21 protein-coding genes are annotated in these 26,991 nt (G+C 43.9%); 8 read left to right on the top strand and 13 right to left on the bottom strand.

Translation table 11 applies throughout. The features are described from left to right. Position 1: 1 nt before the first annotated feature. On the bottom strand, positions 2–1,435 hold the full coding sequence (gene ccoN, locus OE749_RS05825; RefSeq protein WP_263711412.1) for a cytochrome-c oxidase, cbb3-type subunit I: 1,434 nt from the start codon (positions 1,433–1,435) through the stop codon (positions 2–4). A gap of 265 nt (positions 1,436–1,700) precedes the next feature. Here ccoN and OE749_RS05820 point away from each other — a divergent pair, with 265 nt between their 5' ends. Further along, positions 1,701–2,162 carry a hypothetical protein gene (locus OE749_RS05820; RefSeq protein ID WP_263711411.1) on the top strand — a complete coding sequence of 154 codons (462 nt, stop codon included), beginning with the start codon at positions 1,701–1,703 and terminating at the stop codon, positions 2,160–2,162. 62 nt (positions 2,163–2,224) lie between these two features. Here the strand turns inward: OE749_RS05820 and bfr (OE749_RS05815) are convergent, their stop codons facing one another. From bfr (OE749_RS05815) to OE749_RS05805, 3 genes are all read right to left on the bottom strand, one after another. Continuing rightward, positions 2,225–2,692 carry a bacterioferritin gene (bfr, locus tag OE749_RS05815; RefSeq protein WP_263711410.1) on the bottom strand — a complete coding sequence of 156 codons (468 nt, stop codon included), beginning with the start codon at positions 2,690–2,692 and terminating at the stop codon, positions 2,225–2,227. Then, a complete protein-coding gene (gene bfr, locus OE749_RS05810) occupies positions 2,692–3,171 on the bottom strand; it encodes a bacterioferritin (protein WP_263711409.1) in 480 nt (159 codons plus the stop codon). The genes bfr (OE749_RS05815) and bfr (OE749_RS05810) overlap by 1 nt, the downstream gene beginning before the upstream one ends. A 146-nt stretch (positions 3,172–3,317) precedes the next feature. Continuing rightward, positions 3,318–4,910 (bottom strand): cation:proton antiporter family protein, encoded by a 1,593-nt coding sequence (locus tag OE749_RS05805; protein ID WP_263711408.1) that lies wholly within the window; start codon positions 4,908–4,910, stop codon positions 3,318–3,320. A 329-nt stretch (positions 4,911–5,239) separates the two neighbouring features. Here OE749_RS05805 and OE749_RS05800 point away from each other — a divergent pair, with 329 nt between their 5' ends. The 3 genes from OE749_RS05800 to OE749_RS05790 all read left to right on the top strand — a co-directional run bounded on the left by OE749_RS05800 (position 5,240) and on the right by OE749_RS05790 (position 7,829). After that, the gene (locus OE749_RS05800; protein ID WP_263711407.1) at positions 5,240–5,596 is read left to right on the top strand and encodes a YciI family protein; all 357 of its coding nucleotides are present in this window, start codon (positions 5,240–5,242) and stop codon (positions 5,594–5,596) included. A 3-nt stretch (positions 5,597–5,599) separates the two neighbouring features. Continuing rightward, positions 5,600–6,829 carry an RNA polymerase sigma factor gene (locus OE749_RS05795; RefSeq protein ID WP_263711406.1) on the top strand — a complete coding sequence of 410 codons (1,230 nt, stop codon included), beginning with the start codon at positions 5,600–5,602 and terminating at the stop codon, positions 6,827–6,829. Between the two features lie 256 nt (positions 6,830–7,085). Further along, positions 7,086–7,829 (top strand): hypothetical protein, encoded by a 744-nt coding sequence (locus OE749_RS05790; protein WP_263711405.1) that lies wholly within the window; start codon positions 7,086–7,088, stop codon positions 7,827–7,829. Between the two features lie 181 nt (positions 7,830–8,010). On the opposite strand, the gene OE749_RS05785 is transcribed toward OE749_RS05790, so the two are convergent. From OE749_RS05785 to OE749_RS05775, 3 genes are all read right to left on the bottom strand, one after another. Further along, complete coding sequence (locus tag OE749_RS05785; protein ID WP_263711404.1) at positions 8,011–8,514, bottom strand: hypothetical protein; 504 nt, start codon at positions 8,512–8,514, stop codon at positions 8,011–8,013. Between the two features lie 177 nt (positions 8,515–8,691). Beyond that, the gene (locus OE749_RS05780) at positions 8,692–11,130 is read right to left on the bottom strand and encodes an efflux RND transporter permease subunit (protein WP_263711403.1); all 2,439 of its coding nucleotides are present in this window, start codon (positions 11,128–11,130) and stop codon (positions 8,692–8,694) included. Further along, on the bottom strand, positions 11,123–11,983 hold the full coding sequence (locus OE749_RS05775; protein ID WP_263711402.1) for an MlaA family lipoprotein: 861 nt from the start codon (positions 11,981–11,983) through the stop codon (positions 11,123–11,125). The genes OE749_RS05780 and OE749_RS05775 overlap by 8 nt, the downstream gene beginning before the upstream one ends. Before the next feature lie 174 nt (positions 11,984–12,157). Here OE749_RS05775 and OE749_RS05770 point away from each other — a divergent pair, with 174 nt between their 5' ends. The 4 genes from OE749_RS05770 (at position 12,158) to OE749_RS05755 (ending at position 18,090) form a co-directional block, all read left to right on the top strand. Then, positions 12,158–13,285 (top strand): alkene reductase, encoded by a 1,128-nt coding sequence (locus OE749_RS05770; protein WP_263711401.1) that lies wholly within the window; start codon positions 12,158–12,160, stop codon positions 13,283–13,285. Between the two features lie 80 nt (positions 13,286–13,365). Further along, positions 13,366–14,865, top strand: a complete 1,500-nt coding sequence (locus OE749_RS05765; protein WP_263711400.1) for a catalase — start codon at positions 13,366–13,368, stop codon at positions 14,863–14,865. Positions 14,866–15,025: 160 nt separating this feature from the next. Continuing rightward, complete coding sequence (locus tag OE749_RS05760) at positions 15,026–15,883, top strand: ThiF family adenylyltransferase (protein ID WP_263711399.1); 858 nt, start codon at positions 15,026–15,028, stop codon at positions 15,881–15,883. A gap of 392 nt (positions 15,884–16,275) precedes the next feature. Beyond that, complete coding sequence (locus OE749_RS05755) at positions 16,276–18,090, top strand: C1 family peptidase (RefSeq protein WP_263711398.1); 1,815 nt, start codon at positions 16,276–16,278, stop codon at positions 18,088–18,090. A gap of 60 nt (positions 18,091–18,150) precedes the next feature. Here the strand turns inward: OE749_RS05755 and OE749_RS05750 are convergent, their stop codons facing one another. From OE749_RS05750 to OE749_RS05725, 6 genes are all read right to left on the bottom strand, one after another. Beyond that, positions 18,151–19,389 (bottom strand): tyrosine-type recombinase/integrase, encoded by a 1,239-nt coding sequence (locus tag OE749_RS05750; protein WP_263711397.1) that lies wholly within the window; start codon positions 19,387–19,389, stop codon positions 18,151–18,153. Between the two features lie 238 nt (positions 19,390–19,627). Beyond that, entirely contained in the window at positions 19,628–20,866 is a 1,239-nt protein-coding gene (locus OE749_RS05745) for a tyrosine-type recombinase/integrase (protein WP_263711396.1), read from the bottom strand. A gap of 126 nt (positions 20,867–20,992) precedes the next feature. Further along, positions 20,993–24,115, bottom strand: coding sequence for an efflux RND transporter permease subunit (locus OE749_RS05740; protein ID WP_263711395.1), 3,123 nt, complete (start codon positions 24,113–24,115; stop codon positions 20,993–20,995). A 60-nt stretch (positions 24,116–24,175) separates the two neighbouring features. Beyond that, positions 24,176–25,147: an efflux RND transporter periplasmic adaptor subunit gene (locus tag OE749_RS05735; protein ID WP_263711394.1), complete on the bottom strand. Its 972-nt coding sequence runs from the start codon at positions 25,145–25,147 to the stop codon at positions 24,176–24,178. Positions 25,148–25,167: 20 nt separating this feature from the next. Further along, positions 25,168–26,490: a TolC family protein gene (locus OE749_RS05730; protein ID WP_263711393.1), complete on the bottom strand. Its 1,323-nt coding sequence runs from the start codon at positions 26,488–26,490 to the stop codon at positions 25,168–25,170. Positions 26,491–26,566: 76 nt separating this feature from the next. Next, a complete protein-coding gene (locus OE749_RS05725; RefSeq protein WP_263711392.1) occupies positions 26,567–26,989 on the bottom strand; it encodes a hypothetical protein in 423 nt (140 codons plus the stop codon). Positions 26,990–26,991 lie beyond the last annotated feature (2 nt).

Raw genomic sequence — 26,991 nt, 5'->3', positions numbered from 1 at the left:
CTTACGCTGCCTGTGCCTGAGGTTCTGCTGCAAATGACTCGCGAGGAGTACGAATTGTCTTGTACACGTTGTATGCCATTACCAACATACCTGCTACAACAAATACGCCACCCACCATTCGCATGAAGTAGAACGGTTTAGAGGCTTCTAATGACTCTACAAAGCTATATGTCAGTGTGCCGTCAGCGTTAACTGCGCGCCACATTAAGCCTTGTAGAACACCAGACATCCACATAGCGACGATGTAAAGTACTACACCGATTGTTGCCAACCAGAAATGTACGTTTACAAGACGCGTGCTATACATAGACGGCTTGTTAAACAAAATGGGGAATAAGTGATACAACGAACCAATAGATACCATTGCAACCCAACCTAGTGCACCAGAGTGTACGTGACCAATGGTCCAGTCTGTGTAGTGAGACAAGGCATTAACGGTTTTAATTGCCATCATCGGGCCTTCGAAGGTCGACATACCGTAGAATGACAATGAAACAATCAAGAAGCGTAGAATCGGGTCAGTACGAAGTTTGTGCCAAGCACCTGACAGCGTCATGATACCGTTGATCATACCACCCCAAGATGGAACAAATAGAATCACCGACATTACCATGCCCAATGACTGAGTCCAGTCAGGAAGTGCAGTGTAGTGTAGGTGGTGAGGACCAGCCCAAATATACAGAGATACTAGCGCCCAGAAGTGAATTACTGATAGACGGTAAGAATATACTGGTCGACCCGCTTGCTTAGGTACGAAATAGTACATCATGCCTAAGAAACCCGCAGTTAAGAAGAATCCAACCGCGTTATGGCCATACCACCATTGCATCATCGCATCTACTGCACCGCCATAGAGTGAGTAAGATTTGGTGAATGAAACAGGGACTGCCATGCTGTTACCAATGTGAAGCACAGCAACCGTCATGATAAAGCCGCCAAAGAACCAGTTCGCAACATAGATATGCGATACTTTTCTGACAATGATGGTACCAAAGAAGTTAATGGCGTATGCAACCCAAACCAACGTGATAAGAATATCAATTGGCCATTCTAGTTCTGCATACTCTTTAGTAGACGTTAGACCCAATGGAAGCGTGATTGCAGCTGCAACTATTACAGCTTGCCAACCCCAAAACGTAAATGAAGCTAACTTGTCGCTAAACAATCTGACTTGCGAGGTACGCTGTACCACATAATACGACGTTGCGAACAATGCGCAGCCACCAAACGCGAAAATAACCGCATTAGTGTGCAATGGACGTAACCTCGAGAACGTCAGGTAAGGGATGTCAAAATTGAGGGCAGGCCAGTACAGCTGAGCGGCGATAAATACGCCAATTGCCATACCCACGATGCCCCAAATTACTGTCATAACAGCAAACTGTCTGACAATTTTATAATTGTATTCAGGGTGTGCTTGACTGATTTCACTCATATCGATGGATCTTCCAAAACAAATGTATTTTTGTTTTACCCATACTAATCAAAGGCAAAACAGCGTGGAGTTAGCTAATTTTTAACCTAAACGTTTGATTACTATGCGCAATAAGACAAATTCGTCGCGCATGATAAATATTTTTGCTTTAAAAAGATAGCTTAACTTTAGGAAGCTTGATCTCAATCAAAGATCGGTTGCCGATAACGTCGTTTCCAGTTAATTTGGTAACACATGTGCCAAAAAACGATGGAATTTCAGCCTCTTGTTAAAGCAAACCTTCCCAATTATAGCTCTGATTTTAATACTTTCCGCTGTATATTTATCGAATCAGCGTAATCTTCCCGTTGAGGAAGGTACATCATGCCAGTTTGACGGTAATATGTGCAATATACGTTTCAAGAATCTTGACCATTCGGTTCGTATCGAAACCTTTCCACCTAAAGTAGAAGAAATGACACAACTGACACTATCACAGCATGAATCAGTGACGGTTGAGTCTGCGTGGGTAGAAGGGGTAAACATGTATATGGGGAAAACCCACCTTCCCATTACACATATGACCCAGACTTTCAGCCAATCGGATATGTTTTTGGGCGCATGTAATGAGCCCGAAATGACGTGGCGAATAGTGGTTAACTATTCGAAATCGACTAAGGGTGCAAATAACAGCACGGCGGCAGAACCTTACACGCTATTTTATTATTTCACCACGCGTCTTTACTAAGCGTCGTTAACACAATTGCTAACGGGAAAAGAAAAAGCCAGCATAAAACTGGCTCTGAATCATTAAAGTTGTGACTGAAGATAATTTTGTATGCCCAATCTTTTGATAAGACCAAGCTGTTGCTCTAGCCAGTAAGCATGATCCATTTCGGTATCATCAAGCAATTCCACTAGCATGTCGCGCGTCACGAAATCTTCTTCTTTTTCACACAATGCAATCGCTTCTTTCAGTTTTGCATCTACTGTGTACTCAACACGCAAATCGCTCTCTAACATAGAGGGCACGTCAGTTCCCACTTTAAAGCCTTCGCGCGTTACCATGTCTGGTGTGCCTTCAAGAAATAAAATGCGTTCGATTAATTTTTTAGCATGGCCTTTCTCGTCTTCAAACTCATGTGCTATTCGCTCATACAGTTTGTTGAACCCCCAATCGGCATACATTTCCGAATGTATGAAATACTGATCCATCGCAGCCAATTCATAAGCGAGAAGGCCATTCAGTGCGTCGATGATATTGGATTTACCTTGCATTAGTCGTCTCCTTCATGAATTTGCGATTGCAGATAATTTTCAAGGGTGATAGCGTCGATTTGATATTGCTGAGCTTCTAACCAATCAACATGGCCTTCCTCATAGCTGAGGATATCTTCTAACAATTCACGGGTAACGAAGTCTTTTTCGTTTTCGCACAGCACAATCGCTTTTTTAAGCAAGGGTAATTGCTCTAACTGAAACTTCAAATCGCACTCAAGCATCTCTACTGGCTCTTCGCCAATGTACAACTTATTTAATGCTTGCAGGTTAGGGATACCATTAAGAAACAAAATTCGCTCAATTAAATCATCGGCTTGTTTCATGTCTTTGATCGACTTTTTATAGCAAACCTCATTTAAGTTACTGAATCCCCAGTTTTTAAACATGCGGGCATGCAGAAAATACTGATTAATTGATGTTAATTCGGCAGTAAGCACCTCGTTTAACATACTCACTACTTTTTTATTGCCGTCCATATAAAACGCCCTAAATAACTCGTTGTATCTCGTCAGCAAGTATAGCCAACTTCGTTGAAATTACAATTTTATCTTTAAAAATCAATCAGATAACAATGATAACAATTCTCATTGTTTACCACGTTATCACTCACAAATGCGGCAGGTTAAAATAGCGAGTGCTGTAAGTTACGCTGGTTATTTAACATCGCTAGGCTTTCTTCTGCAAAGCCTGTCCCTGCCTCGGTAAAGAAGTTAAATACTTTATCGGAGCCTGCTTCCAACAATGGCTCAATTTCATCTTCATACCGCGCAATAGACGCTATCTGTCCTTGATAATTCGCATTGCGCAACTGATTAGCAATATTGCGCATATCTTCTACAGAAGGTAGTGCCAATAAAACTAAACGAATATCGTTTAGCTCAACATTTTCCCAAAAATCAATATCTTCACCATCGCCAACAATCACTTGCATGCCTTTACGCTTGAGTCGATTGATACGGATGGGATCTGCATCCATTCCCCATACTTTATCACCTAGCTCGTTGCGTAATGCAGTATAGGCGCCTTTACCCACGCGGCCCAAGCCAAGTACCAATACTTCAGCGTCTTGAGGTTGAACGTATACATCGTTGGGAAGGCGATTGGGGTTTTCATAATACTTGAGTTTTGTTTTTAAGCGCGTGTACTGACGATGACTCGTTCTGTATGCAATGCTGGTAATTAAGAAGGATATAGAGACGACAATCGCTAAAACAACCAGCCATTCTTTGGCCAGCAACGACATAGATACCAACATTGCCGCAACAATCAATCCAAATTCACTGAAATTATTCAGTACTAAACTCGACAAGTACGCAGTTCTTGCGCGTAGGCGTAGTTTGGTGAAAAGAAAGAAGAACAGCACGAAGTTAAGAGGCAACAATGCGCATATTGCAAGGGCTGTCATTAGCATTTCCATGTTTGGCAGCGCGGTGAATCCAATAGTAAGAAAAAAGCCGACTAAGAAGATATCTTTGAAGCTCAACAGTGACTTTGCTAATTCCGAAGATTTTTCATGAGGGGCAATTAACATTCCTACAATTAATGCGCCAAGATCGCCTTTAATGCCAACTAACGTGAACAATTCATAGCCACCTAACGCGAGAAAAAATCCCATTAATGGTAGCATTTCTCCGTGACCCGCCACGTTAAGCAATTTACTCCAAAGCGGCTTAAGAAAGGGTAGAATTAATAAGCCCAATGCCCACAAGGAGGGAACTTTTCCAGTGGCGATAACCATAAAGAGCACAGCAAAGATGTCTTGCATGACCAGTACACCAATCGCGAGCTTGCCGTGACGGGTTTTCATTTCACCGCTTTCTTCTAAAATTTTTACTACACACACAGTGCTACTGAAGCTCAAGGCGAATGCCAGCAACGCACAGGTTTGCAAATCAAGTGCGCCAAAATAACCGATACCAGTGAGTGATACGCCGAAGAACACCAAGGTGATTAGTACTACCCATACGATCATGTGCATTGAACTACCCAACCACACTTCGCGTTTGGAGAGATCCCGTATGTTTAGCTTGAGGCCGATGGTAAATAACATGAGCGTGATGCCAATATCAGCCAGCTTAAAGAGGCCATCATCAGGAGTAAACTCAAGAAAATTGAGCAAAAAGCCCGCACCTAAAAAGCCAATTAAGGGCGGAAGTCCCACGTATTTCAACGCAAGCCCACAGAAAAAGGCGAAAAGAATAAAGGCGAAATCCATCTGTTGACCTCAGTAGTCAAATAAATTCAATAACTTCAGAAATAATATCATCAAAATTTGCTATATGGCTGATTAAAAAGAAAGAAAATTGTAGTTTCTCGACAATCTTACCGTTTTATTTACGATAACCAGCGTGTAGATAGTATTTGCAGCCATGGGGTCAATGTAGTTGAATGGAAATGGACATTAGCGCTGCTGAAAATCGCCATGCAGTCGACATTTTTTATGAATTTGCACGTGCAGACAAAAAAATTTTTCTGTTCATGTAGAAAATTAATAAGTCAAAACGTCCTTGGAGTATGAGACACCAAAACAGAAGGAAACGTAAGATGAAATATATGCTTTTGCTCTATTCAGCACCGGATAAAGAACCGGCCTATGGCACTCCTGAGTTTGATAAAATGATGACCGATTTTGCCGTTACTAGTGAAACCTTTGAGAAGAAAGGAATACTGGTTGGGGGTGAGGGTTTGCAGGGCACCGAAACCGCGACATCACTGCGAATTAATGCAGGCAAAGTAGAAACAATGGATGGCCCTTTTGCTGAAACACACGAACACTTAGGGGGATTCTACGTTATCGATGTGCCTGACTTAGACATGGCCCTTCAGTGTGCCGCAATGATTCCCGTGGCTAAATTTGGCACCGTCGAAGTACGCCCGCTGTTGGATTATGACCAAGCGTAAAGTATGAATAGTGCCGCCTCCAAAGCCATTGCAGTGAATCATGTGCTCAATAGCATTCTAATCAAGGATAGAGGGCGGCTCTTAGCTGCGCTGATAGCGCGACTGAATGATTTTCAATTGGCTGAGGATGCACTGCAAGAAGCCGTGTTCGCTGCGTTGAAACATTGGAGTCGCACTGGCCCACCTGACAACCCTCAGGCATGGCTGCTAAAAGTGGGGTTGAATAAAGGCATAGACCTCATTCGAAAGGGACAACGAGAGCAGCGAAAAACTGACGATCTTGAAGAAATATCTGTTGATTACATGGAGCATGATAGCCCCGAGGCGATTCCAGATGAACGTCTGCGCCTAATATTTAGCTGCTGTCATCCGAGTTTGGAAGAAAAGTCTCGTGTTGCGTTAACTCTACGTACAGTGTGCGGATTGACCACGAAGGACATCGCCAAGGCTTTTCTTGATAGTGAACACACCATGGGGCAGCGCTTATACCGTGCAAAGGCAAAGATAAAAACATTGGGGTTACGATTTGCAGTCCCTGAGCCTGAAATGTGGCAAGAGAGACTAAAAGCGGTGTTAACTTCAATCTACCTGATATTTACCACGGGTTATTTAACAGAAGATGAAGACTCACGAGTACTTAGTCATGAAGGGATCTTTTTGGCTCGGCTGTTAAATACGCTTCACCCGAATGCGCCTGAGATAGAGGGACTTCTCGCATTGATGCTACTAACAGAGGCAAGAAGCAATGCACGAATTGACACAACTGGCTGTCTAGTCACTGTTGAAGATCAGAATAGTCAGCGTTGGCGACAAGACCTTGTCGACGAAGCTCGACATATCCTGTCGAATGCAGTCAGAAATGCACAGCCTGGGCCGTTTCAAATCAAAGCCGCTATTACAGATTGTCACATGACAAAGCCACGCCCTGATTGGCAGCAAATGTCTTTACTTTATCAGGCGCTGTGGCAATTCGAACCAACGCCAGTCGTAGCCTTAAACTGGGCTGTTGTGAGCGCAGAAATAGGGCTTGTCGACATTGCTCTGCAAAAGATAAACGAATTGAAAAATGACCTGAAACATTACCAACCTTGGCATGCAACGCGTGCGCACATACAGACTAAGTTAGGAATGAAAGCCGAAGCGATTATGTCGTTTAAATTAGCAATTCAAATGGCACCTAACGCAGCTACGCGCAAATTTTTGCAGCAAAGATTGAACACGCTCGAACGCTGAGCGCACATTAGGCTATAACGTGCTGTGAAATTCAGGCTCACGTAACTCTTAAAAGTTAAAGGCCGATTGCATTGTGTCATTAACGGATTTTGGATTGTTGAACTACTATTAAGGTATCGCATCTTTAATACTAACAAGGCTTCATTCATCTTAGGAGAAAGACAACATTCTAGGAACTAAATAGTCACCTTTAAGCACATGTTGGCTATCAATTTAAATTACCCCTTAGACGGGCGTAAGATACAAGGAGGACAAAATGGATAAGAACTTCATTGGCAGTCTTTCAATAATGATGCTTCTATTTTTTTCACCCATGTCCTTTAGTACACCATCCAGTATCGGACTAGGCGTGACAACCATTACAGAAATTGATGTAGGTAGTGATGGAAATCTTTCAGTAACATATACCGATAACTCAGTGGAAACCTTTACTGATGGTGGGGCCAAAGACCTAGACGGAGAGAAAAATGGTACAATCTGTATTAGTTTGGGTAACAAAAAAATAAAAAGCTACATTAGAAAAGTAGCAGGGAAATACAAAGTTTATAAAAAGGTTTCAACTAGCTCTACCAATCTTGAAGATATTCTATACCAAGAACTCACTATTCCTGTGTTTGATTCACCTATTGCCTTATACGTTGAGTTAAATGTAGAGCTTCTTTCGCAGCAACCGTTTGACTTGTTTGGTTTAAACTTTAATATTGTAGATGGAATTTCCGCTGAACTCCCTTTCGCCGAGTTCTTCGATATGTCTTCTCTACCTCAAGAGCTAAGTGAACTTGCAGTCTTAGATGAGCAGGTTTTTAAATCATTACCCAGATACTCGGGTGCAGTCCAAGCGATCTCTTCTGATAATTTTACCAAGGTAAGTGAGCCAAACTCTGGATTAATTCTGGTTATTGGGTTGATTGCTCTTTTGTTACATTACTTCAACGTTAACAAAGGACGTCAGTCGTCCATGGATTCGACGATAACTGAGGTCGGTTACACTAAGACGTAGCCTAGGGAAGAAGACTACGTGAAAGCCTTTTGTTTTTTTGCAGGGTAGAGTGAGCCCAAACGTGCCTCATCTCATGATGCATGAATACATCTAGATAAGATATTGAATTCAATATTAGACGGTGTGATGTAACTAAGCCTCTTTACTGTTAATTTCGTCAGGTATATACGCCTACCATGCGCTATGTGACGTTTTCGAGCAGCTCCGACAATACAATTAATTCTTGCAGTAGTTCAGATTCTCGAATTTTAAGCGCACCGAGCTCATAGGTAATTTCCGCTTCACGCTTTTTAATTTCGGTGGGGGTTAATGTCACACCATCGGCCGTAAAGGGCACCTCTAAGCCGTTACGCGTAACCGTAAATGGCGGACTTTGTGATGACACGGCATTGGTAACCTGATTACTTGGCTCGTCTTCACTCAACACATCATCCACAGCACTGATTAAATCGTCTTTAACCGGAGTTGAGGCAAGGGGAGAAGACGTTGAATGCCGGTCTTTTTGCTGTGTGACCTGATCGATCAGTTTTAGCTTTTCAGCAAAACGTTTAAGCGCACTCATATTGACCGACATGCCAAGCGCAGTCACTTGCTGAAAGCATCGGTCAAGATGTTGATATTGGTTTTGCCGAATAATGTGCTTTACCAATTCAATTTTTTCTGATTTTTCTTGCTTTACAAACATAGCCTATAACTTGGCACAAATGCGCTGACGAGAACTGGATCTAGTATACCCAATTCCTCACAATTCACTATCAATTCCTTTGCGCCATATCAAGTGTGGAGAATGCGTTAGTATTACGCACCCTCACATTTTATTAACATTTTCACTCTCTCTGTAACGGCAGATATTCAAAAAGCTTTACACATCATGTGCTTGGCTTTTAAGCGCTTTACGGCCCACAAAGCGTTCGAGTAATACTGGCAGCAATGTGGTATCGACAATAAGTGCAAACACCATCGCAAATCCTGTTAGTAAGCCAAATAAAATGCTTGGCACAAAATCGGAAAAACTAAGCAACGAAAAACCGAGGGTAATCACCGAAGTGGTATAAAACAATGCATAACCCACACTGGAGAAGGTGTTATCCAATGCAGTAGATTGCCGCTGGCGTGCACCAGTGACTATTGCGTCGTTGCTCTCTAAGTATCGATGAACAAAATGAATGGTGTCATCAATCGCAATTCCCATCGCAATGGCCGCGATTGTTATTGTCATTAAATCTAGCGGAATGTTTAACCATCCCATTACACCTAATACCACTAACGTAGTCAAAATATTTGGGAGTAAAGCAATGGTGGCAATACTTAGCTGCTTGAAAATAAACAATAGCACCACAAAAAGCGCAATATATACGATGCCCAGTGTCATGATCTGCGACGTGAATAGCCGCTGTAAAATATCTTGATACAAGACAAAGAGGTTCGTAATGGTAACGTTCTCCTCTGGCAGCCCCATCTGTTTCATATCTGCGCTTAAGGTGTCCATAAACTGCTGGCGATCTAATCCTTCCGTGCTGTCTTGAATACGAGAGCTAATTCGCAATTGATTATGTTCTGGTGAAAAGTAAGAACCCAATAACTTATCGCGTAATGACTTATCTAACAGCGTATAAATCACAGTAAGTTCATATTCTGTTAGAGGCTGCCCTTGATTAATTTGTTTAGCTAATTCAGTAAAGTTAACAATAGACGTAATGTTTCCGGTCGCCTCATATTGAGATAATACATATTGAATTTTTTGCAGTGTCTGAATCGACTTTGCAGACAGAGTTACATCTTGTTTTTGAAACTCATCTGGCAATGTAACAACCACATCCATAGGAGTAGAGCCACCAAATTGACTATCTATAAAGGTCAGTTCTTTATGTACATTCGTTGAATCAGCAAAATAATCTAAAAAGCTATTCTCTACATCTAACCGCAGTAGGCCAACAACGCTGAACACAGTGATCACAACAGTGGTCAATACCACGGTATTCGGGGCGTTCATACTGATTTTGCGGGTCAACGATATAAACCCGCGACTTAATCCGCCGTCACTGCGCATATCTTTATGAGAAAACAAGGTGAGAATAGCAGGGAACAATACCAAACTGGTGACAATAGAGATTATCGTCGCGATAATCATCATCCAACCAAAGGTAACAACTGGCTGGATTCCACTGAAAATAAGTGAGCCAAAGCCCACAGAAGTGGTTAATCCAGCATAAAAACACGGAGCGAGCTTGCGCTGAAGTGTGGCGACTAATAATGGTTTTATGTCTTCTTCGTTAGACTGATTAGCACATTGACGAAACTCAACAATAAGGTGAATCACGATGGCTAATGTGAGAATAAGTTGCAGTGCAACAAAGTTAGCGCTGATCACGGTGGTGCGTAAGTCTAGGAAACCGAAAAGCCCCATGGTATACAGTACACTAAAGCCACAACATATAACGGGCAACATAACCCATCTGATACTTTTGAAAAATAGCAGCAGCAACACACAAATCGCTAAACCAATGGCGCTACCAAAGGTGACAAGGTCAGATTCAATGATATCGATAAGCTGCTGGCCCAACACATAACTGCCACCAAGGTATAGATCAGCCTGATCGTCATAACTAGCAATAATCTTATATAGCGCTTCAATCTCTTGTTTTCGTTGCTTGGTAAGCTCAGCTTCGATGGGTTCAGCCTGCGCTTTTAGTTCCTGAATGTCTGCTTCTTGTTTGTCTGACAACGCTCCCTCAAGCGCCTGGGCCTGTATATCTGTTATCTGATGATAAAGCGCTTGTAGTGCTTGATTGTGCTTAAATACAATTTGAATGGCCGTGGCAGACTGCGCTTTATTCACGAGCAAATCGGTGAAAAGTGGATGGTCACTGAAAATATCCTGCATAGTCTTGGGATCATATTGTTTCGCCTCCCACGTCCAGTCATCAGGATCAATTTCTCCTTGTAACGAATCAATCTGGGAAAGTAGCGGCACATTTAGCATGTGTGTCACGCTGTCAACACGAGGCAATTCGTTAATTTCTTCCGCCATGGCTTGCAACAATGAAAAAGTTTGCTGACTAAACAGCGGTGCATTTTTAGGCTCAACTGCCACCAAAATAAACTCTTGCGGCGCAAAGCGCTTATTCATCATTTGCGTTTGAATATAGAGTCGATTGTTTTTTACTAACAGCGTATCGGCTGACGCATCAATCTTAAAAAACTGCAAGCCGTACGCTGCGATTGCTGCCAAGAGTAGAAACAAAATGAGCAGCCATTGTGCCTGATTAACTAAGGCGTTCGCTATTCTGGATTTACTCATTAGCATCATCCTTTTTCTCTTTTCTTAGTTTATTGATGCTTGCAGGTGAGGTAGGGTATTGCTTGTCTCTGAGTAAATCCTGCATATAGAGATTTCTGAAAAAGGCGTATGGATCATCGGATTCGTTGCGTAACTTTTCGTATAACTCCGCACGACCAGAAAATGAATGAATAGCTTCCCACGAAAGGTAATACGTTGTTTGGGGCTCATCGGTTACATGCCTTATCGGTGCCAGTGGAGATTCAGCAACGGTCGAAAATAGGTTGCGAACGTCAGACTGTCCCAGTACCGGCAATACGAGAAACGCGCCGTACCCAACATCATAATGTCTTAGGGTTTTATCTAAATTTGTGTCTTCTTCCTCAATGTCAAACCAGTGTTTCGCGGGGTCGAAAAAACCCAGTAGTCCCACAGTTGAATTAATTAAGAAACGGCCAACATTTTTACCTGTTTTTTTTCCTTCGCCCTGTAAAGCGTGATTTAACGCACTCAAAGGCTCCCCCAAGTTATTGAAAAAATTAGACACATTATCTTTGGCAGCATCGGGCATAACCCAGTTGTAACCTTTGCCGATTGGAATCAGCGCATAACGATATAGGTAGTCATTGAACGTAAAGATAGGACGATTGATAAATTCCAACGGGTCGTCATAAGCGGTGTCTTCGTATCCAACAACGGTGGGCTCTATTACTGCTGTGCCATGGGACGATTCTACCACCAGAGGATCTGACAGATCACTTTGTTGCTGTGGGCTTATTTGCATGTCTGGCTGACTCGCACACCCTGTTATCAGCAAAACAAGACACAAAGAAAACAAAAAACGACATTGTGAGCGCCAAATGATATTCAACATACACTTTCCCAATTATTCACTATGCTTACTTCCAAACTGTTTTATTACTGTAGACCACAATTGTGCTAACTACTTGTAGTGACTGGTAAAAAGAAAAGATCAGCACAAACAGAACAAAATTCGAACTTCTACCGTACAAGCTTTTTTATGACGAGAAAAGGAGCAATTTTCATTATGAGTAAGCCAGACTCTCATTCATCTACTCACACGTCACTTTTTCAACCCATTCATGCTTTGGGAGGAGAATTGAAAAATCGCTGTGTACTTGCACCACTTACTCGCGCAAGAGCCGGCGAGAGCCGCGTTCCCAATGAATTAATGGGTACCTATTACGAACAACGCGCTCATGCAGGATTTCTGATTAGTGAGGCGACAGTTATATCTGAAGAAGCCATAGGTTGGGTGGATTCACCGGGCATATACACCGATGAAATGACCGAAGGGTGGCAACAAATTACCCGCCGCGTGCATGAAAAAGGCAGCAAAATGGTTCTGCAGTTATGGCACTGTGGGCGAGCATCTCATAGCGATTTTCACGATGGCAAACGGCCCTTTTCTGCATCAGAAGTGAAAATCGACGGTGATCACATCCATACGCCTAAGGGAAAGAAAGACTACGAAATCCCGCGAGCTATGGAAATCAGCGACATTAAACGTACCGTTGAAGACTACAAACAAGCCGCGCTGCGTGCAAAACAGGCCAATTTCGATGGTGTTGAAATCCACGCTGCAAACGGCTATCTGCTCAACCAATTTTTAGATGGGCGCAGCAATCAGCGTACCGATGACTACGGTGGTACTCTAGAAAACCGCTTTCGCTTTTTAGGCGAAGTTGTCGATGCCGTGCTGTCTGTTTGGGAGCCAGAAAACGTCGGAGTGCGCTTATCGCCAAATGGTGCATTTAACGACATGGGCTGTGATGATTATCGTCAGATTTTCACCTACACCGCGACCCAACTCAACATGCGAAAAGTCGGTTACTTGCATGTCATGGATGGGCTCGGCTTTGGTTTTCATGAGCGCGGTGAGCCGATGACATTAGACGAATTTAGACAGCACTACGACGGGCTTATCGTCGGCAATTGCGGTTATACCAAAGAAACTGCCGAGGCAGCGGTTGCGCAGAATCTGGCCGATTTTATTGCATTTGGACGCCCGTTTATTACCAATCCTGATTTGCCCGAACGGTTTAAACATAATTGGCCACTTGCCCCCTTTGATGACATGAGCCATTGGTATGGTGGCGGCGCTGAGGGCTATACCGATTATCCAGAATACCAAGAATCACATACGAACAAGTAAGAGGTTCACTTTTTCATGCCTTTCTCTGCGGTTAAGCGGTACGCAGAGCCAATACATTACGACATACGAACGGAGCAAGTATGAGCACGTCAAATCGAATCACAACGACAGCGGGAACGCCCGTTCCCACAAACGAAACCGCAAAAACCGCGGGTAAACGCGGCCCCACATTATTAGAAGACTACCAACTTATTGAAAAGCTAGCGCACCAGAATCGAGAGCGTATTCCAGAGCGTGTGGTGCATGCCAAAGGTTGGGGCGCGCAAGGCACCTTTACGGTTACCCACGATATTACCCAATACACCTGCGCGTCGCTGTTTAGTGAAGTGGGTAAAAAAACCGACGTTCTGAGTCGCTGGTCAACTGTCGCGGGGGAGTCAGGTGCTGCCGATGCAGAGCGCGATGTTAGGGGGTTTTCTCTTAAATTTTACACTGAGGAAGGAAACTGGGACATGGTCGGCAATAACACGCCGATCTTTTTTATCCGCGATGGGTACAAATTTCCTGATTTTATTCGCACGCAAAAACGGCACCCTAAAACGAACTTACGTTCGCCAGAAGCCATGTTTGATTTTTGGGCATCTCACCCAGAATCTGTTCATCAGGTAACTATTTTAATGTCTGACCGTGGTCTGCCCATTAATCCGATGCACATGAACGGCTATGGCAGTCATACCTTCAGCATGTGGAATAAAAAGGGGGAGCGCTTTTGGGTTAAATTCCATTTTAAAACCCAACAAGGACATAAACATTACACTAACGCTGAGGCAGAAACGTTAATCGGGAAAACCCGTGAGTCTTATCAAGAAGACTTATTCAACGCAATAGACAACGGACACTTTCCAAAGTGGACGATGTACATTCAAGTCATGCCTGAAGAAGAAGCTGGGCAACAATCCTACAATCCATTTGATTTAACGAAAGTGTGGCCTCATGATGATTATCCTCTCATCGAAGTCGGTGAGCTGGAAATGAACAAAAATCCCGATAACTATTTTCAGATGATAGAAAATGCGGCGTATAGCCCATCTAACGTAGTCCCGGGAATCGGTTTCAGCCCGGATAAAATGCTACAAGCAAGGATTTTCTCCTATGCTGATGCACATAGATACCGACTTGGTACACACTATGAGGCACTGCCAGCCAATGCCCCTAAAGCATCTGTGGTGAAGCATTATCACAAAGACGGTGCAATGCGGTTTTTCACTAACGATTTTGACAACGCCAATGCCTACTATGAGCCTAATCAGTATGAGGCTGCGCATACGGGGCTTGAGTACCCTGAACCGCCTCTTAAAATTGACGGTGATGCCAACCGCTACGACGTTGAAGATAAAGACATTGATTACGTGCAACCTCGCGCGTTGTTCGAATTAATGGATCAAGCACAACGTGAACGCATGTTTAACAACTACGCCGCCGCGATGGGGCCATGCTCAGATAGTGTTAAAAACCGCTGGTATAGCGTATTAGAAAAGGTTCATCCAGATTACGCACAAGGCGTGAAAGCTGCAGTTGAAGCCCTTGATACCGACGTGAATACCGTGCCTATTACTGACGATACACCCAAAGAGGTGTAAACAATAAAGAATCGCCAAGGTATATGTAGAATGTTAAATACCTTGGCGTTTTACAGAAAGCCATCGATCTTATTTTGCGTTGAATGCCCAAACTATGAGTACGCAAAGTGCAAAAACGTCCTCTATTCTAGGTAAACAATTTCAACATTAGTGAATTATTATGTTCGACTATTCAAGGGCATTTTCTCGCAATATCGGCTGGGTCACCACACAAGAGCAAGAGCGTTTACGTAATGCCAAAGTCGCGATAGGCGGGTTGGGCGGTGTGGGCGGCGATCATGCCATCGTGTGTTCTCGGCTTGGCATCGGGCATTTTCATATCGCAGATCTTGATACCTTCGACCTCTCTAACTTTAATCGGCAAGCCGGTGCGTCTATGAGTACCATCGGGAAAGATAAGTCAGCGGTTGTAGAAAACATTATCAAAGGCATTAACCCCACTGCTACCATCAACAATTGGGAAGAGGGCATACAGGTTTCTAACATTGATGACTTTCTTGATGGCGTTGACGTGTACATTGATAGCTTGGATATTTTTGCGATTGATATTCGTCGAAAGGTCTTTGCGGCATGCTACGACAAAGGTATTCCATGTATAACTGCCGCACCAATGGGAATGGGCACCTCCATGCTGATATTTATGCCCGGACAGATGAGTTTTGAGGAATATTTTCGCATTGACGGGTTATCCCACGAAGATCAGATCATTCACTTTATTATGGGGGTTTCCCCTTCGATGATGCAGGTTGAGTATTTAAAGGTGAATGACTCAGTAAACTTCAAAAATAAAGATGTGCCGTCTACGCCGATGGGAGTTTCTCTCGCCGCAGGGGTACTTGTATCGAACGTACTAAAACTCATTCTAAAACGTGGAGACGTTATTGCAGCGCCGTGGGGCCTGCATTTCGACGCCTATAAAAACCGCTTAGTCAAAACATGGCGTCCTTGGGGGAACGACAATCCTATTCAAAAATACCTCATCTATCCCAGACTGAAAAAGATGTTTAAGCGAGATTGACGCTGCTTTAAGTGTGACTACTTTTAATAGATTTTATCGAATAACATGAGCGATATTTTTCATTTTACTGATTAACTCGTACCGAGCACAATCACTCTCGTTAATCACTAATGAGGAATTTACATGAAACACGTTGTCTTAATGTTATCAAAGCGCTTTACACAATCTAAACCCCAACACACGCAGAGTCTACGTTGCAACTACACAAATAACTACTATGGTGATCAAATCTGTCGTCCAGAACCTACTGAATAATATTGACGCAGTGAATATTTCCCACTACACCTATACAAATGAGCAGGGACGCGATGTTTATTCAACCCATTAAACGCTTAACATAAACATGTTCCCTGATTAGTACGCGGCGCTTCGCATACGCCGCAAAGGGGAATATGATGACCACCGTAAATCCATCCACACTAAATGTGGTAGCTGACTCACCCGACCTGCGCGATCGATTGTATGAACCAAGCCTTGCGCCGCTAAAGCCAGTGATGCATCCACCTGGCAATCTTGATATTTTGAATCAGGGAACAGAAGGAGCATGCACAGGGTTTGGGTTAGCTGCAACCATTAATCTTTTGTATCGATTTCAAAATAACGATATCCAAGTAAGTCCGTGGATGCTGTATGCCATGGCGCGCAGATACGATGAGTGGGCTGGCGAAGATTACGATGGTTCGAGTTGCCGCGGGGCGATCAAAGGCTGGAAAAATACAGGAGTTTGCTTAAGTGAATTTACAAAACATCGCCAGTCGGCAACCAACTTTGCTATTACCTCTGACATTGCCGCAGACGCCAAAAAGCGAACATTGGGAGCCTATTTTCGATTACGCCCCGTCATCAGTGATTTTCATTCTGCACTAAACGAAGCGGGCGTAATTTATGCCTCAGCCCGTGTTCATTCTGGCTGGTTTGAAACACAAGACCACCAAGGCGAGCACATCATTCCCTTTCAACATGACCTACAAGGTGGTCACGCTTTTGCCATCGTTGGCTATAACGAACTCGGGTTTTGGGTGCAAAACTCGTGGGGAGAAAATGGCTGGGGCAAAGGTGGCCTTGCCATTTGGCTATACGAAGATTGGGCAAAAAACCATATGGACGCATGGGTGATTCAGCTGGCCTTACCTACGCCACAAATATTTAACACGCAACTGGTGGCCTCCGAATATCGTAGTGATCATGTGCCCGTTAGTAAAACAACGCCTAGGCAAGCCATTCAGGAGCACTTTATCCACCTCGATGACGGCAAATTCAGTGATACGGGCAAATATTGGTCAAACAAACAGCATGCAAAACTGGTGATTGAGTCTATGGCCAATGAAGACAATATTAAGCATGTCGTGCTTTATGCACACGGAGGCCTTAACAGCACCCGTGATTCAGCGCAGCGCATAGCGGCCATGAAATCGACATTTCTCGCAAACGGAATCTACCCGATACACTTTATGTACGACACCGGTTTATGTGAAGAGATTAAAGATGTGTTATTGGGTAAATTTGAGCGTGCAGCGGCAAAGTCTGCGGGCTTTTCAGATTGGTTAGATAACCGCCTAGAGTTTCTGACCGCCAGCGTGGGTAGGGCACTGTGGCGAGAAATGAAACAAGGTGCCGCCAGCCCGTTTAGCACTAAAAGCGCTGATGGCGCGTGGTTTTTACATACATTACAACAACAATTATTGGCCATGAGTAAGCCTCACAAACTGCATATTATCGGCCATTCCACGGGGGCGATTTTGCATGCAAATAGTCTCGTACAAGCTCACAAACTCAATAAAGAAATACAAGTTCAGAGCTGCCATTTACTGGCACCCGCGGCAACCAATAGCTTTTTTAATGAAACGCTTAAACCGCTCATAGAAAACGGATTCATTAAGCGTTGTCACATCTACAACCTAAGCGACAAGCTCGAATTAGATGACAACGTGGCAAAGGTGTATCAAAAATCGCTTCTTTATTTGGTTTCACGTGCGTTTGAAGAAAACAAACCGTCTCCTCTGCTTGGCATGCAAAAATATAACGCGCTCATCCCACCACTTAGCTCACTAAAATTTATTTACAGCAATGGGATCACAGGCGAGCGCACAGCCAGCACCACCCACGGCGGTTTTGATAACGATCCCGATACCATGAACGACGTGCTAAAAGGTATATTAGGCAGAGCGCCTGACACCCCATTTACTGAAAAGAGTTTGCGGTATTGATTCTCGCTTTGAGTATATGACCGCATATTCACCTTACTAGGAAGAACGCCAGCAATAAAACTACAACTCGCTCAGCTTTTTCTTTCTGCCCGTGGCATGCCTCTCTCTGGCATCACTTTCGATATATCTGTCGGTAGTTTCCATTGAGCCGTGGCCTGCGTCGTCTCTCACATGCTCTCTTGGGCGGATCTTTACATCCTCAGAAATAGCGGTGTGGCGCAGCCAGTGAACGGTGGCAACCCTGAGCTCTTCTGCGTCGTCAGACAGCCCATCTTCCATCATTTTTTGATAGGTTTTATCATAGCATAATTGCAGCAACGTTCTTATTTGGCGGGTACTGGTAACGGGACCTTTACCTAATAGCTTTGTTACTAGAGGTGTTCTTTCTCCCGCTAAGGGCAGGGGAGACAGGTCTAAATACCCTCTGTAACGCTTTAGCGCATCGAGCATTTCATCCGACACTGTCACGCTGCGGCTTTTATTGCCTTTACCGATAACGTGAAACCACCAGTTTTTGTCATTGTCTCGGCGAAAATCACCCATTACGGGAATGGATCGCTCATCTGCCACCAATTCAGAGATCCGTAAATACATTCCCAATAAGCATTTTAGTATAAATAATGTACGCTCATGAGTCTCGGGCTCTTCATCGGCCATTTTTTCTACCGTTTCGACCACGTAATCCCATTGTAAATTGCTGATACGGCGAACTGGCGCTTTCTGCTGCTTTTTAACCAAGAATTTGCTTTTTTGGCGAATTAACAGCACCGGATTCACTTCAGAAATATTTTCCTGAATAAGAAAGTTATAAAACGAAGACAACACCGAAAAAATAGATCGTATGGATGCCTGTGACATCGTGAAATCGGATGTTTTCGGCTTTTTTCCTTTACCAGCTTCAACCTTAGATATACTGGCAACAAAGGGCCGCCAATCTGGGTTGATTTCGCGTGTTCCATTTTTGTTTTTAAATCTAGCCACATTCTTTATGCCAATCCAGTCATCTGGCGGAGAGATGCAGAAGTTAACGTAGTCTTCAATGTCTTCGCGTTTAAGTTCTAACACCGATTTGCCAGAGATCATCCAAGACCATTGGATTAAACGTTCAACTTCACGCCGGTACACATTGTATGTGGCAGAACTGCCGTTGTAGCTGTAAATAAACTTCCAGGCAAATTCGTAATCTGTGAGAAACCCATATTGACGAAAATAAACAGGTAATGAAAAGTCATGGTGATGAAATGGGTTTTCTAAATAATCGATATTGTCGAAAATCGGCTTTACTGGTGGATTGTCCATAATGTTGTAAATTCAAATAATTAGACACATTGGGCAGTATAATAAGCTTAAATTGAACCTAATTCAATTATTCCGATAATCAGATTTATCGGAATAATTGTAGCCTATTGAATGCAGGAGATAGCCCCATTTAATATCTTTACTTGGCTAAATTACCGTTTAGGTCACTGATTTACGATGCATCCGTTTTATGTGTATGTTTTTTAACAATATTCAATCGCTAATTTTTACACGCCGACTACTCAACTTTTCGGTTTTTACCAGTCGACGCTCTCTTTCTACGTTCTACCTGCACATATACCGTGTCAGTTGTAGCACTGCTTGAATGCCCTAAGTCTTCTGATAAATCTTTCAATGGGCGGTCTCTCTCAATTTCCATACTAGCCCCAGTGTGTCTGAGATAATGTGTCGTGGCTTCATTCAATTTCTGCGCTGCATCAAGACCATGTTCTGACTTCATTTTGTCAAATGCTGCATCAAATACCTGCTGAATGAGTCTAGAAATCTGCCTACTGGTTAAGCCACCTCGACCACGTATTTTTTCAACCAAGATAGTTTGTTCACCTTTAGATGGTAAAGATGAAAGACCTCGCCATTCTCGGTAACGTTTAAGGAAAGGCAGATACCCTGATGGCACAGTAATATCTCGGATCTTTTTTCCTTTGCCATAAGCCTTAAACCACCAGTTATTATCCTCATCTGTCCAAAAGTGACTCATCATGGGTGTCCAATCCTGACGCTCTGACAACTCAGAAAGCCTTAAAAACAACGTTTTCATTGTCGCTACAATAAATAAATTGCGCTCAAGCAATGGATCGTTTTCAGCCAATTCCACTGCTGTATCTAACAAGTACTGCCATTGTTGCTCGGTCAAACGGCTAATTGTCTTTACCTGGCTATCTTTTATTAGATGCTTACAGTCACGTTTTGCTAAAGGTATGGGATTACCAAAGCAGATTTCTTCGTCGATTAAATGTCGAAAAAAAGAGTTCAATGCCACAAAGGTTGACTCAAGCGTTTGTAGAGATGGCTTGTATTTTTTGGGATCAAGCACACGTTCTTTGTCGTACTTCGGGGGTGTTTGTCTGAATGGTGTCCACTTAGGGTTTGAAGCAAAGTATCCATTCTCTATAGAAAACCGGTCATGCAATTGGGTGCTGATCCAATTAACCGGTGGCGCCACGCAAAAGTCGATATAGCGTAAAATGTCAGCTTTGCGTAAATCATCAACCGGTTGTTTGTCGACTAAAAACACCCACAGTAGAAACTTTTCGATATCGTTTCTGAAACGTGTATAGGTATGCTGTGATTTGTTTCGGCCAATATATAGTAAGTAGTCTTTGGCCCAACTCCAATGTTGCATTACCCATGCAGGTGACTGTTCAAGAAACTTTGTTAATTGTGGATGGTCTGCTGACTCATGCTCGGTCAGTTCGATATAGGTAGGAAACAAAGGCGTTGGTTTTTTCGCAGCCACGGCAATGATTACGTAATTCTTTAATGTCGCCTACTATAATACGCCTAATCCCTTATGTCTAATACTGAACCGTATTAGACATAAGAGTTTGAGTTCTTCTTTCAATTATGTCGCGGTCGTTTTGAATTACTCCACTCGTTTAACCATACCTAAGCCATAAATCAGCCGAACCAAAACAGGTAGAATGAGCAAGGTCAACATAGTGGATGACATGATCCCTCCTATCACTACTGTTGCCAATGGTCTTTGTACTTCTGCGCCTATACCAACATTGAAAGCCATTGGTACAAAGCCAAGGCTGGCCACCAATGCGGTCATTAGTACCGGTCTTAATCGAGTCAACGCTCCGTCGGTTATACTGAATAAGAGATCTCCTGTCTCTGCCAAGCGTTGCTTGATAAAAGACAACATTACCAATCCATTTAATACTGCTATGCCAGATAATGCGATAAAGCCTACCGCAGCTGATATCGACAGTGGCATATCCCGAAGCCATAGCGACAATACGCCTCCCGTTAACGCAAGCGGTACACCTGTAAAAATAATGAGTGCATCTTTTAAAGAACCAAATGCGATGACCAGCAAAGTGATTATCACAAAAAGCGTGGCTGGTACGACAATCATTAATCGCTGGCTAGCACTTTCTAGTTGCTCAAACGTACCGCCATATTCCAACCAGTATCCACTAGGCAGTGACACCTGCTGCGCAATCGCATCTTTCGCCTCAACAACGAACGATCCTAAATCACGCTCACGAACGTTTGCGGTTACAACGATGCGTCGTTTGCCATTTTCCCGACTAATTTGACTGGGTGCATCAACGTATTGCAGCGTTGCTACTTCTCTTAAAGGTACAAAATCGCCCGAGGGTGTTATTAAAGGGATATCTTTTAGACTGTCTAAATTATTTCGAATGTCTTCACTATAACGGATGGCTATTTCGAAACGTCTATCGCCTTCATATAGTAAACCAACGGACTGACCTCCAATTGTTGCATTCAACCACTGTTGTAAATCAGCGGTATCTAACCCATATCGCGCGAGTTGAATAGGTTTGGGGTCGACAGTAAAAATAGGCACATCATCAACTTGCTCGATTCGCGCATCAGCAACGCCATCAATGCGATTGATGACTTGTAAAATGTCGCTTGCAGAGGAATACAGTGTATCCAAATCATCGCCGAACAATTTGATACCCAAGTCTGCCCTCACCCCACTGATAAGCTCGTTAAAACGCATTTGAATGGGCTGAGTAAACTCGTAATTGTTGCCCGGTAAAGTTTGCAAGCGCGCTTCTAACTTTTCGACCAAAGCCTGTTTTGACATGGTCGGATCGGGCCATTCACTCTGCGGTTTCAGGATCACAAATCCGTCTGTCACATTAGGCGGCATTGCATCGGTTGCAACCTCCGCAGTGCCAGTTTTTGAAAATACTGTTTTGATTTCTTTAAATTCCATAACAGTGTCTTCAAGCAACTTTTGCATACTTATGGCCTGTTCGATGCCTGTTCCAGGTATGCGCATCGCGTGAAGTGCAATATCGCCCTCATTGAGCTGAGGGATAAATTCAGTACCGAGCTTCGTGCCAATCCATAGCGATGTCGTCACCAAAGCGCCTGCTATAATCACCACCCCCCAACGCATTTTAAGCGCAAAGTGTAAAATTGGGCGGTACACGTTTTTAGCGCCAACGATAATAGGACTTTCTTTTTCACTGATCTTGCCTTTCATAAATAATGCAACCGCCGCAGGTACCAAGGTAAAGCAAAACACCATTGCAGCTAATAAAGCCATGATCACTGTAGCCGCCATCGGATGGAACATTTTGCCTTCTACGCCGGTAAGCGTGAAGAGAGGTACATACACAATGGTAATAATAAGCACGCCAAACAGACTCGGGCGTATAACTTCATTGGTAGCCTCATACACCAATCTCAGCCTCGTCTGAAGTGATAAAATATCCGTCCTGCCCTTTTGTGCTTCGGACAGTCGTCTTATACAGTTTTCAACGATTATCACGGCGCCATCCACAATGAGTCCAAAATCCAGCGCGCCCAAGCTCATCAAATTCGCCGACACGCCGCTTTGTACCATTCCGGTGATAGTGGCGAGCATTGCAAGTGGAATAACAGCGGCTGTGATAAGCGCCGCTCTTATATTCCCCAGCAAAACAAATAGCACTACAATTACAAGTAGTGCCCCTTCAACTAGATTTTTTTGCACCGTCGCAATAGCTTCATCGACAAGCGTTGTGCGGTCGTAGACGGTTTCGAGCAACACGCCTTCTGGAAGACTGGTTTGGATTTGCTCAAGCTTTTTGCCCACCGCAATGGCGACTTCACGTGAGTTCTCACCTACAAGCATCATTGCAGTGCCAATTACGGTTTCTTTACCTTCCCGAGTGGCAGCACCCGTTCGAAGCTCTTTTCCAATAACAACGCTCGCGATGTCTTTTATTTTTACTGGCACGGTATCAGGCGCAGACACCACTACCTGTTCGATATCACCAATATTAGCCACCTGTCCCTGTGAACGAACTAATATTTCTTGGCCATTGCGTTCGATAAAACCTGCGCCTTGATTGGCGTTGTTTCGCTCAACCGCCTCAATGAGTTGCTGCATCGACACGCCGAACTGGAGTAACCTTTGAGGGTTAGGGTTAATGTGATACTGCTTGGTGTAGCCGCCGATGGCATTGACTTCCGTAACACCACTTACCAATGCTAACTGTGGTTTTACTACCCAATCATGAAGCTCACGCAGTACCATCGCATCATAAGGTAGACCATCTTTTTGGACAGTACCTTGCTCGGCACGCAAGGTATACATGTAAATCTCACCTAGCCCCGTTGCAATGGGGCCCATTTCCGGCTCTACCCCTTGCGGCAACTGACTTTTTATAACGCCCAAACGCTCATTGATAAGCGTGCGCGCAAAATACAAGTCAGTCCCCTCCTCAAATACAACGGTCACTTGCGACAAGCCATAACGCGATAAAGACCGGGTGTAGGCTAAATTGGGGATCCCGGCCAATGCGGTTTCTACAACAAAGGTGATCCGCTGTTCGGTTTCCAGAGGCGAATAACCCGGTGCTTGCGTATTAATTTGAACTTGTACATTAGTAATATCGGGTACAGCATCAATGGGCAGTTTTTGATAACTATAAATCCCTAGTGCCGCGACAAAAAGGGCGAAGAGCATCATTATCCCTCGCCGCTCTATCGACAGCTTGAGTATTGAATTAATCATAAGCAATACTCCCAATGAACAAACTGCATATTGCCAAATAGCGGAATCAGATTTACTTGTTTAATGATCATGACCAGCCTCCGATTTTTGCAAATCGGCTTTCAGTAGAAAGCTGTTTTCAACGACGATTAAATCTCCATGCGATATACCACCGAGGATTTCCACGTTGACCTCATCCATACGCCCAACTTCAACAGGTTCTGCATGAAATTCACCTCCCTCCCTGACAAACACCACCGTTTCATTTTCAAAACGTTGCAATGCTGAGCGAGGAATAAGAAGGTCAACATCAAACTCCGACGTCGTAACAAGTCCTTCCACTAACGTGCCAACAGGCCACCGCGCGTTAGCATTATTGACAGAAACAAACACCGCAGAGTGCGTCACATTTTCGGCAGTTGCCGTGATATGACTTATACTAGATTGCTGTGTTGCGTCAGCATAAAAAAGCGTAACATCTTGCCCTGTCTTTATGGTGTCGATTTGACTGGGGAAAAGCGCAAGCTCTGCCCATACGCGTTCGTAATTCGCAATGGAAAAAAGCACTTGTCCATTAGAAAGCTCTCCCGCATTTGCGTGTCTGGCAATCACTTCGCCATCAAAGGGGGCGGCAATGGTGTAGCGCTTTAAGCTTTCATTGGATTCAATCGTCGCCAGCACGCTACCTTTTTTAACGCGCATACCGATATTGGCATTGGCTTCTATGATCATGCCATCAAAGCGCGCTCGTACATGACTTAATGAAGCTGGGTCGGTAACAAGTCTGCCGTAAAGCTTGGTTGTTTGACGGAGTATTCCGCCCTCAGCTTGGCGTGTAATGATCCCATTCGCTTGCACCATCGCTTCAGACATTGCAATCACACTCTCCTCTTCAGTCTTGTGCTCATGTTGAGAGCTATCGTGATCATGTTCGGACTCTTCGCTTTGACTGTGTTGCTGTGAAGCCCACACGGGTTCTAAGGCGTCTATAGCTAGCAGTGCGAAGCATAAAAATAGAACCATTAAAAATTTCATTGATAATATTGATTTCATTGTCATGGCCTTTCTCATGCTTATTGGGAAAACGTGGATGACGCGGGACTCTGAACAGAGTGTCCCGTCAGTGATTCAATGTCGGCATTTCTTAGATGTACACGACTCGCTGCTTGAATTAAGGCATAACGTTTATTCAGTAATTCTTGTTGGATGGTCATCCATTCTAAATAGCTGAAACGCCCGTCTTCATAGGCTTGCTTCACTTGCTCTAAAGCCTTTTCAAGCGGCGGAATAATATGCTGCCTAAGGGTTTGCAGTTCGAGTACGGCTTGGTCTCGCCCGTAAAAAAGCATGTTAACTTGACTGAATAGGCTCTGGCGGGCCGCTAGACGCTCTTGCTCAATCGCGTCAAGCTGGGCTTTTTGGGCAATGTACTGGCCTTGATTTCTACTTTTTTGAAATAAAGGCACGCTGATACCTGCAACCAAAGTGGTCTCATCAATACCTTGCATGCGACGGATACCCGCGCTCCAGGAAACATCAAATTGATTGTTGGCCTGAATCAAGCGTAAATTGGTTTCCGCAGTACGGGATTGCGTGGCGTAGATATCTAAAAACGGACTCGATTCCAGGACTCGTAAGAGGTTTTCTCGTGTTTGAGTGTCTGGTGTACTAAAAAAATCCCCTGTAACATTCACGAATGGCGGTGACATATCTCCCCACATCATCGATAGGTGAGTGTTAGCTTGAATTACCCGTTTTTCAACCAGTAACACATCCATGCGGGCTTGGGATAATGAAGATTCTGCACGATGTAGTTCAAACTCAGCAGTTGCGCCTGCCTCTACTCGTTGTTTTACGGCTTGATACGCATATTTCGCCAATTCGAGGCCTTGTTGTGCCAGAGCAAGATTAGCCTGCTCGGCAAGGGCATTGATGTAACGGCGATTGACCTCTCCTAAAATATCCAAGCTTGCCGCTCGCTTCTCAGCTTCGACTAAGCTTCGTTTCGCATCAACAATAGCTAATCGTGCATTCACTTTATCGCCAAGCTCAATAACAGATGAAAGTGTTAGTGTTGCCTCCGCTTCTTTAATCCCTGAGACCTCGCCGGTCCCAAGCACATTCTCCAACTCAACCCCCAATGTATACGCGGGATTAAGTGCAGCAGATTGAGCCTCACCGTCAAGCGCTAGTGTCTTAAAATCAAATGATGCTATTTGCGGGCTATAGGCCAATGTGCGCTTGACGGCATCTTCTAAAGTAATACTGGTTATTTTGCTCTCTTCAGCCAAAACTGTTATCGAGTAGAGTAAGCCAATCGTCAGGGCGAAAAGCACACGCTTATTGTGCCCAGGCATTCGGGCTCGTTGGGCATATCCCAAGTTAAATAAATACATAAAAATCCTAACAAGATTAATTTCATTGAGTGACGTAACGGATGCGGTTTCGTCGGACTAAATTAAAAATGAAGGATTAAATTTTAGGTGGGCGTAGCAGTCTTTCTGGCAGCGCGTTGAGCACTTTGCTTAGATAATGAAAAGTGTGTAATTGGCTAAATTCGATAACATCGGAAGTCACGCTTTGACTCAGCCATTGCACATGAGAGCCGTGGCAGTGACCGCAATGATGACAATCGGCAGGATTATGTGTGTTATCCCCTTTATCACTGGCAACCGTTTCAGCCTGGTGTAAGTGTGTGTGCTCAGTATGTGTATGTTCGTGTTGGTGCTCAACGTTATGACTTAACGAGGCGACATCGTGTGAATCAAGTGCTTTGCCCATTGATAAAAATGACTGACAAATCAACAATGCAACCAACGCATAGCCAAGGTGCGTGGTCCACACATTGATATGATGCTTAGTGCCGCAGTGCAGCTTCTGAGTCATAGTTTTCATAA

It is taken from the genome of Fluctibacter corallii, from assembly GCF_025751585.1.
Lineage (GTDB): Bacteria > Pseudomonadota > Gammaproteobacteria > Enterobacterales > Alteromonadaceae > Fluctibacter_A > Fluctibacter_A corallii.
Note: the sequence above shows the minus strand (reverse complement) of the source record. Positions and strands in the feature narration are given on the sequence as shown.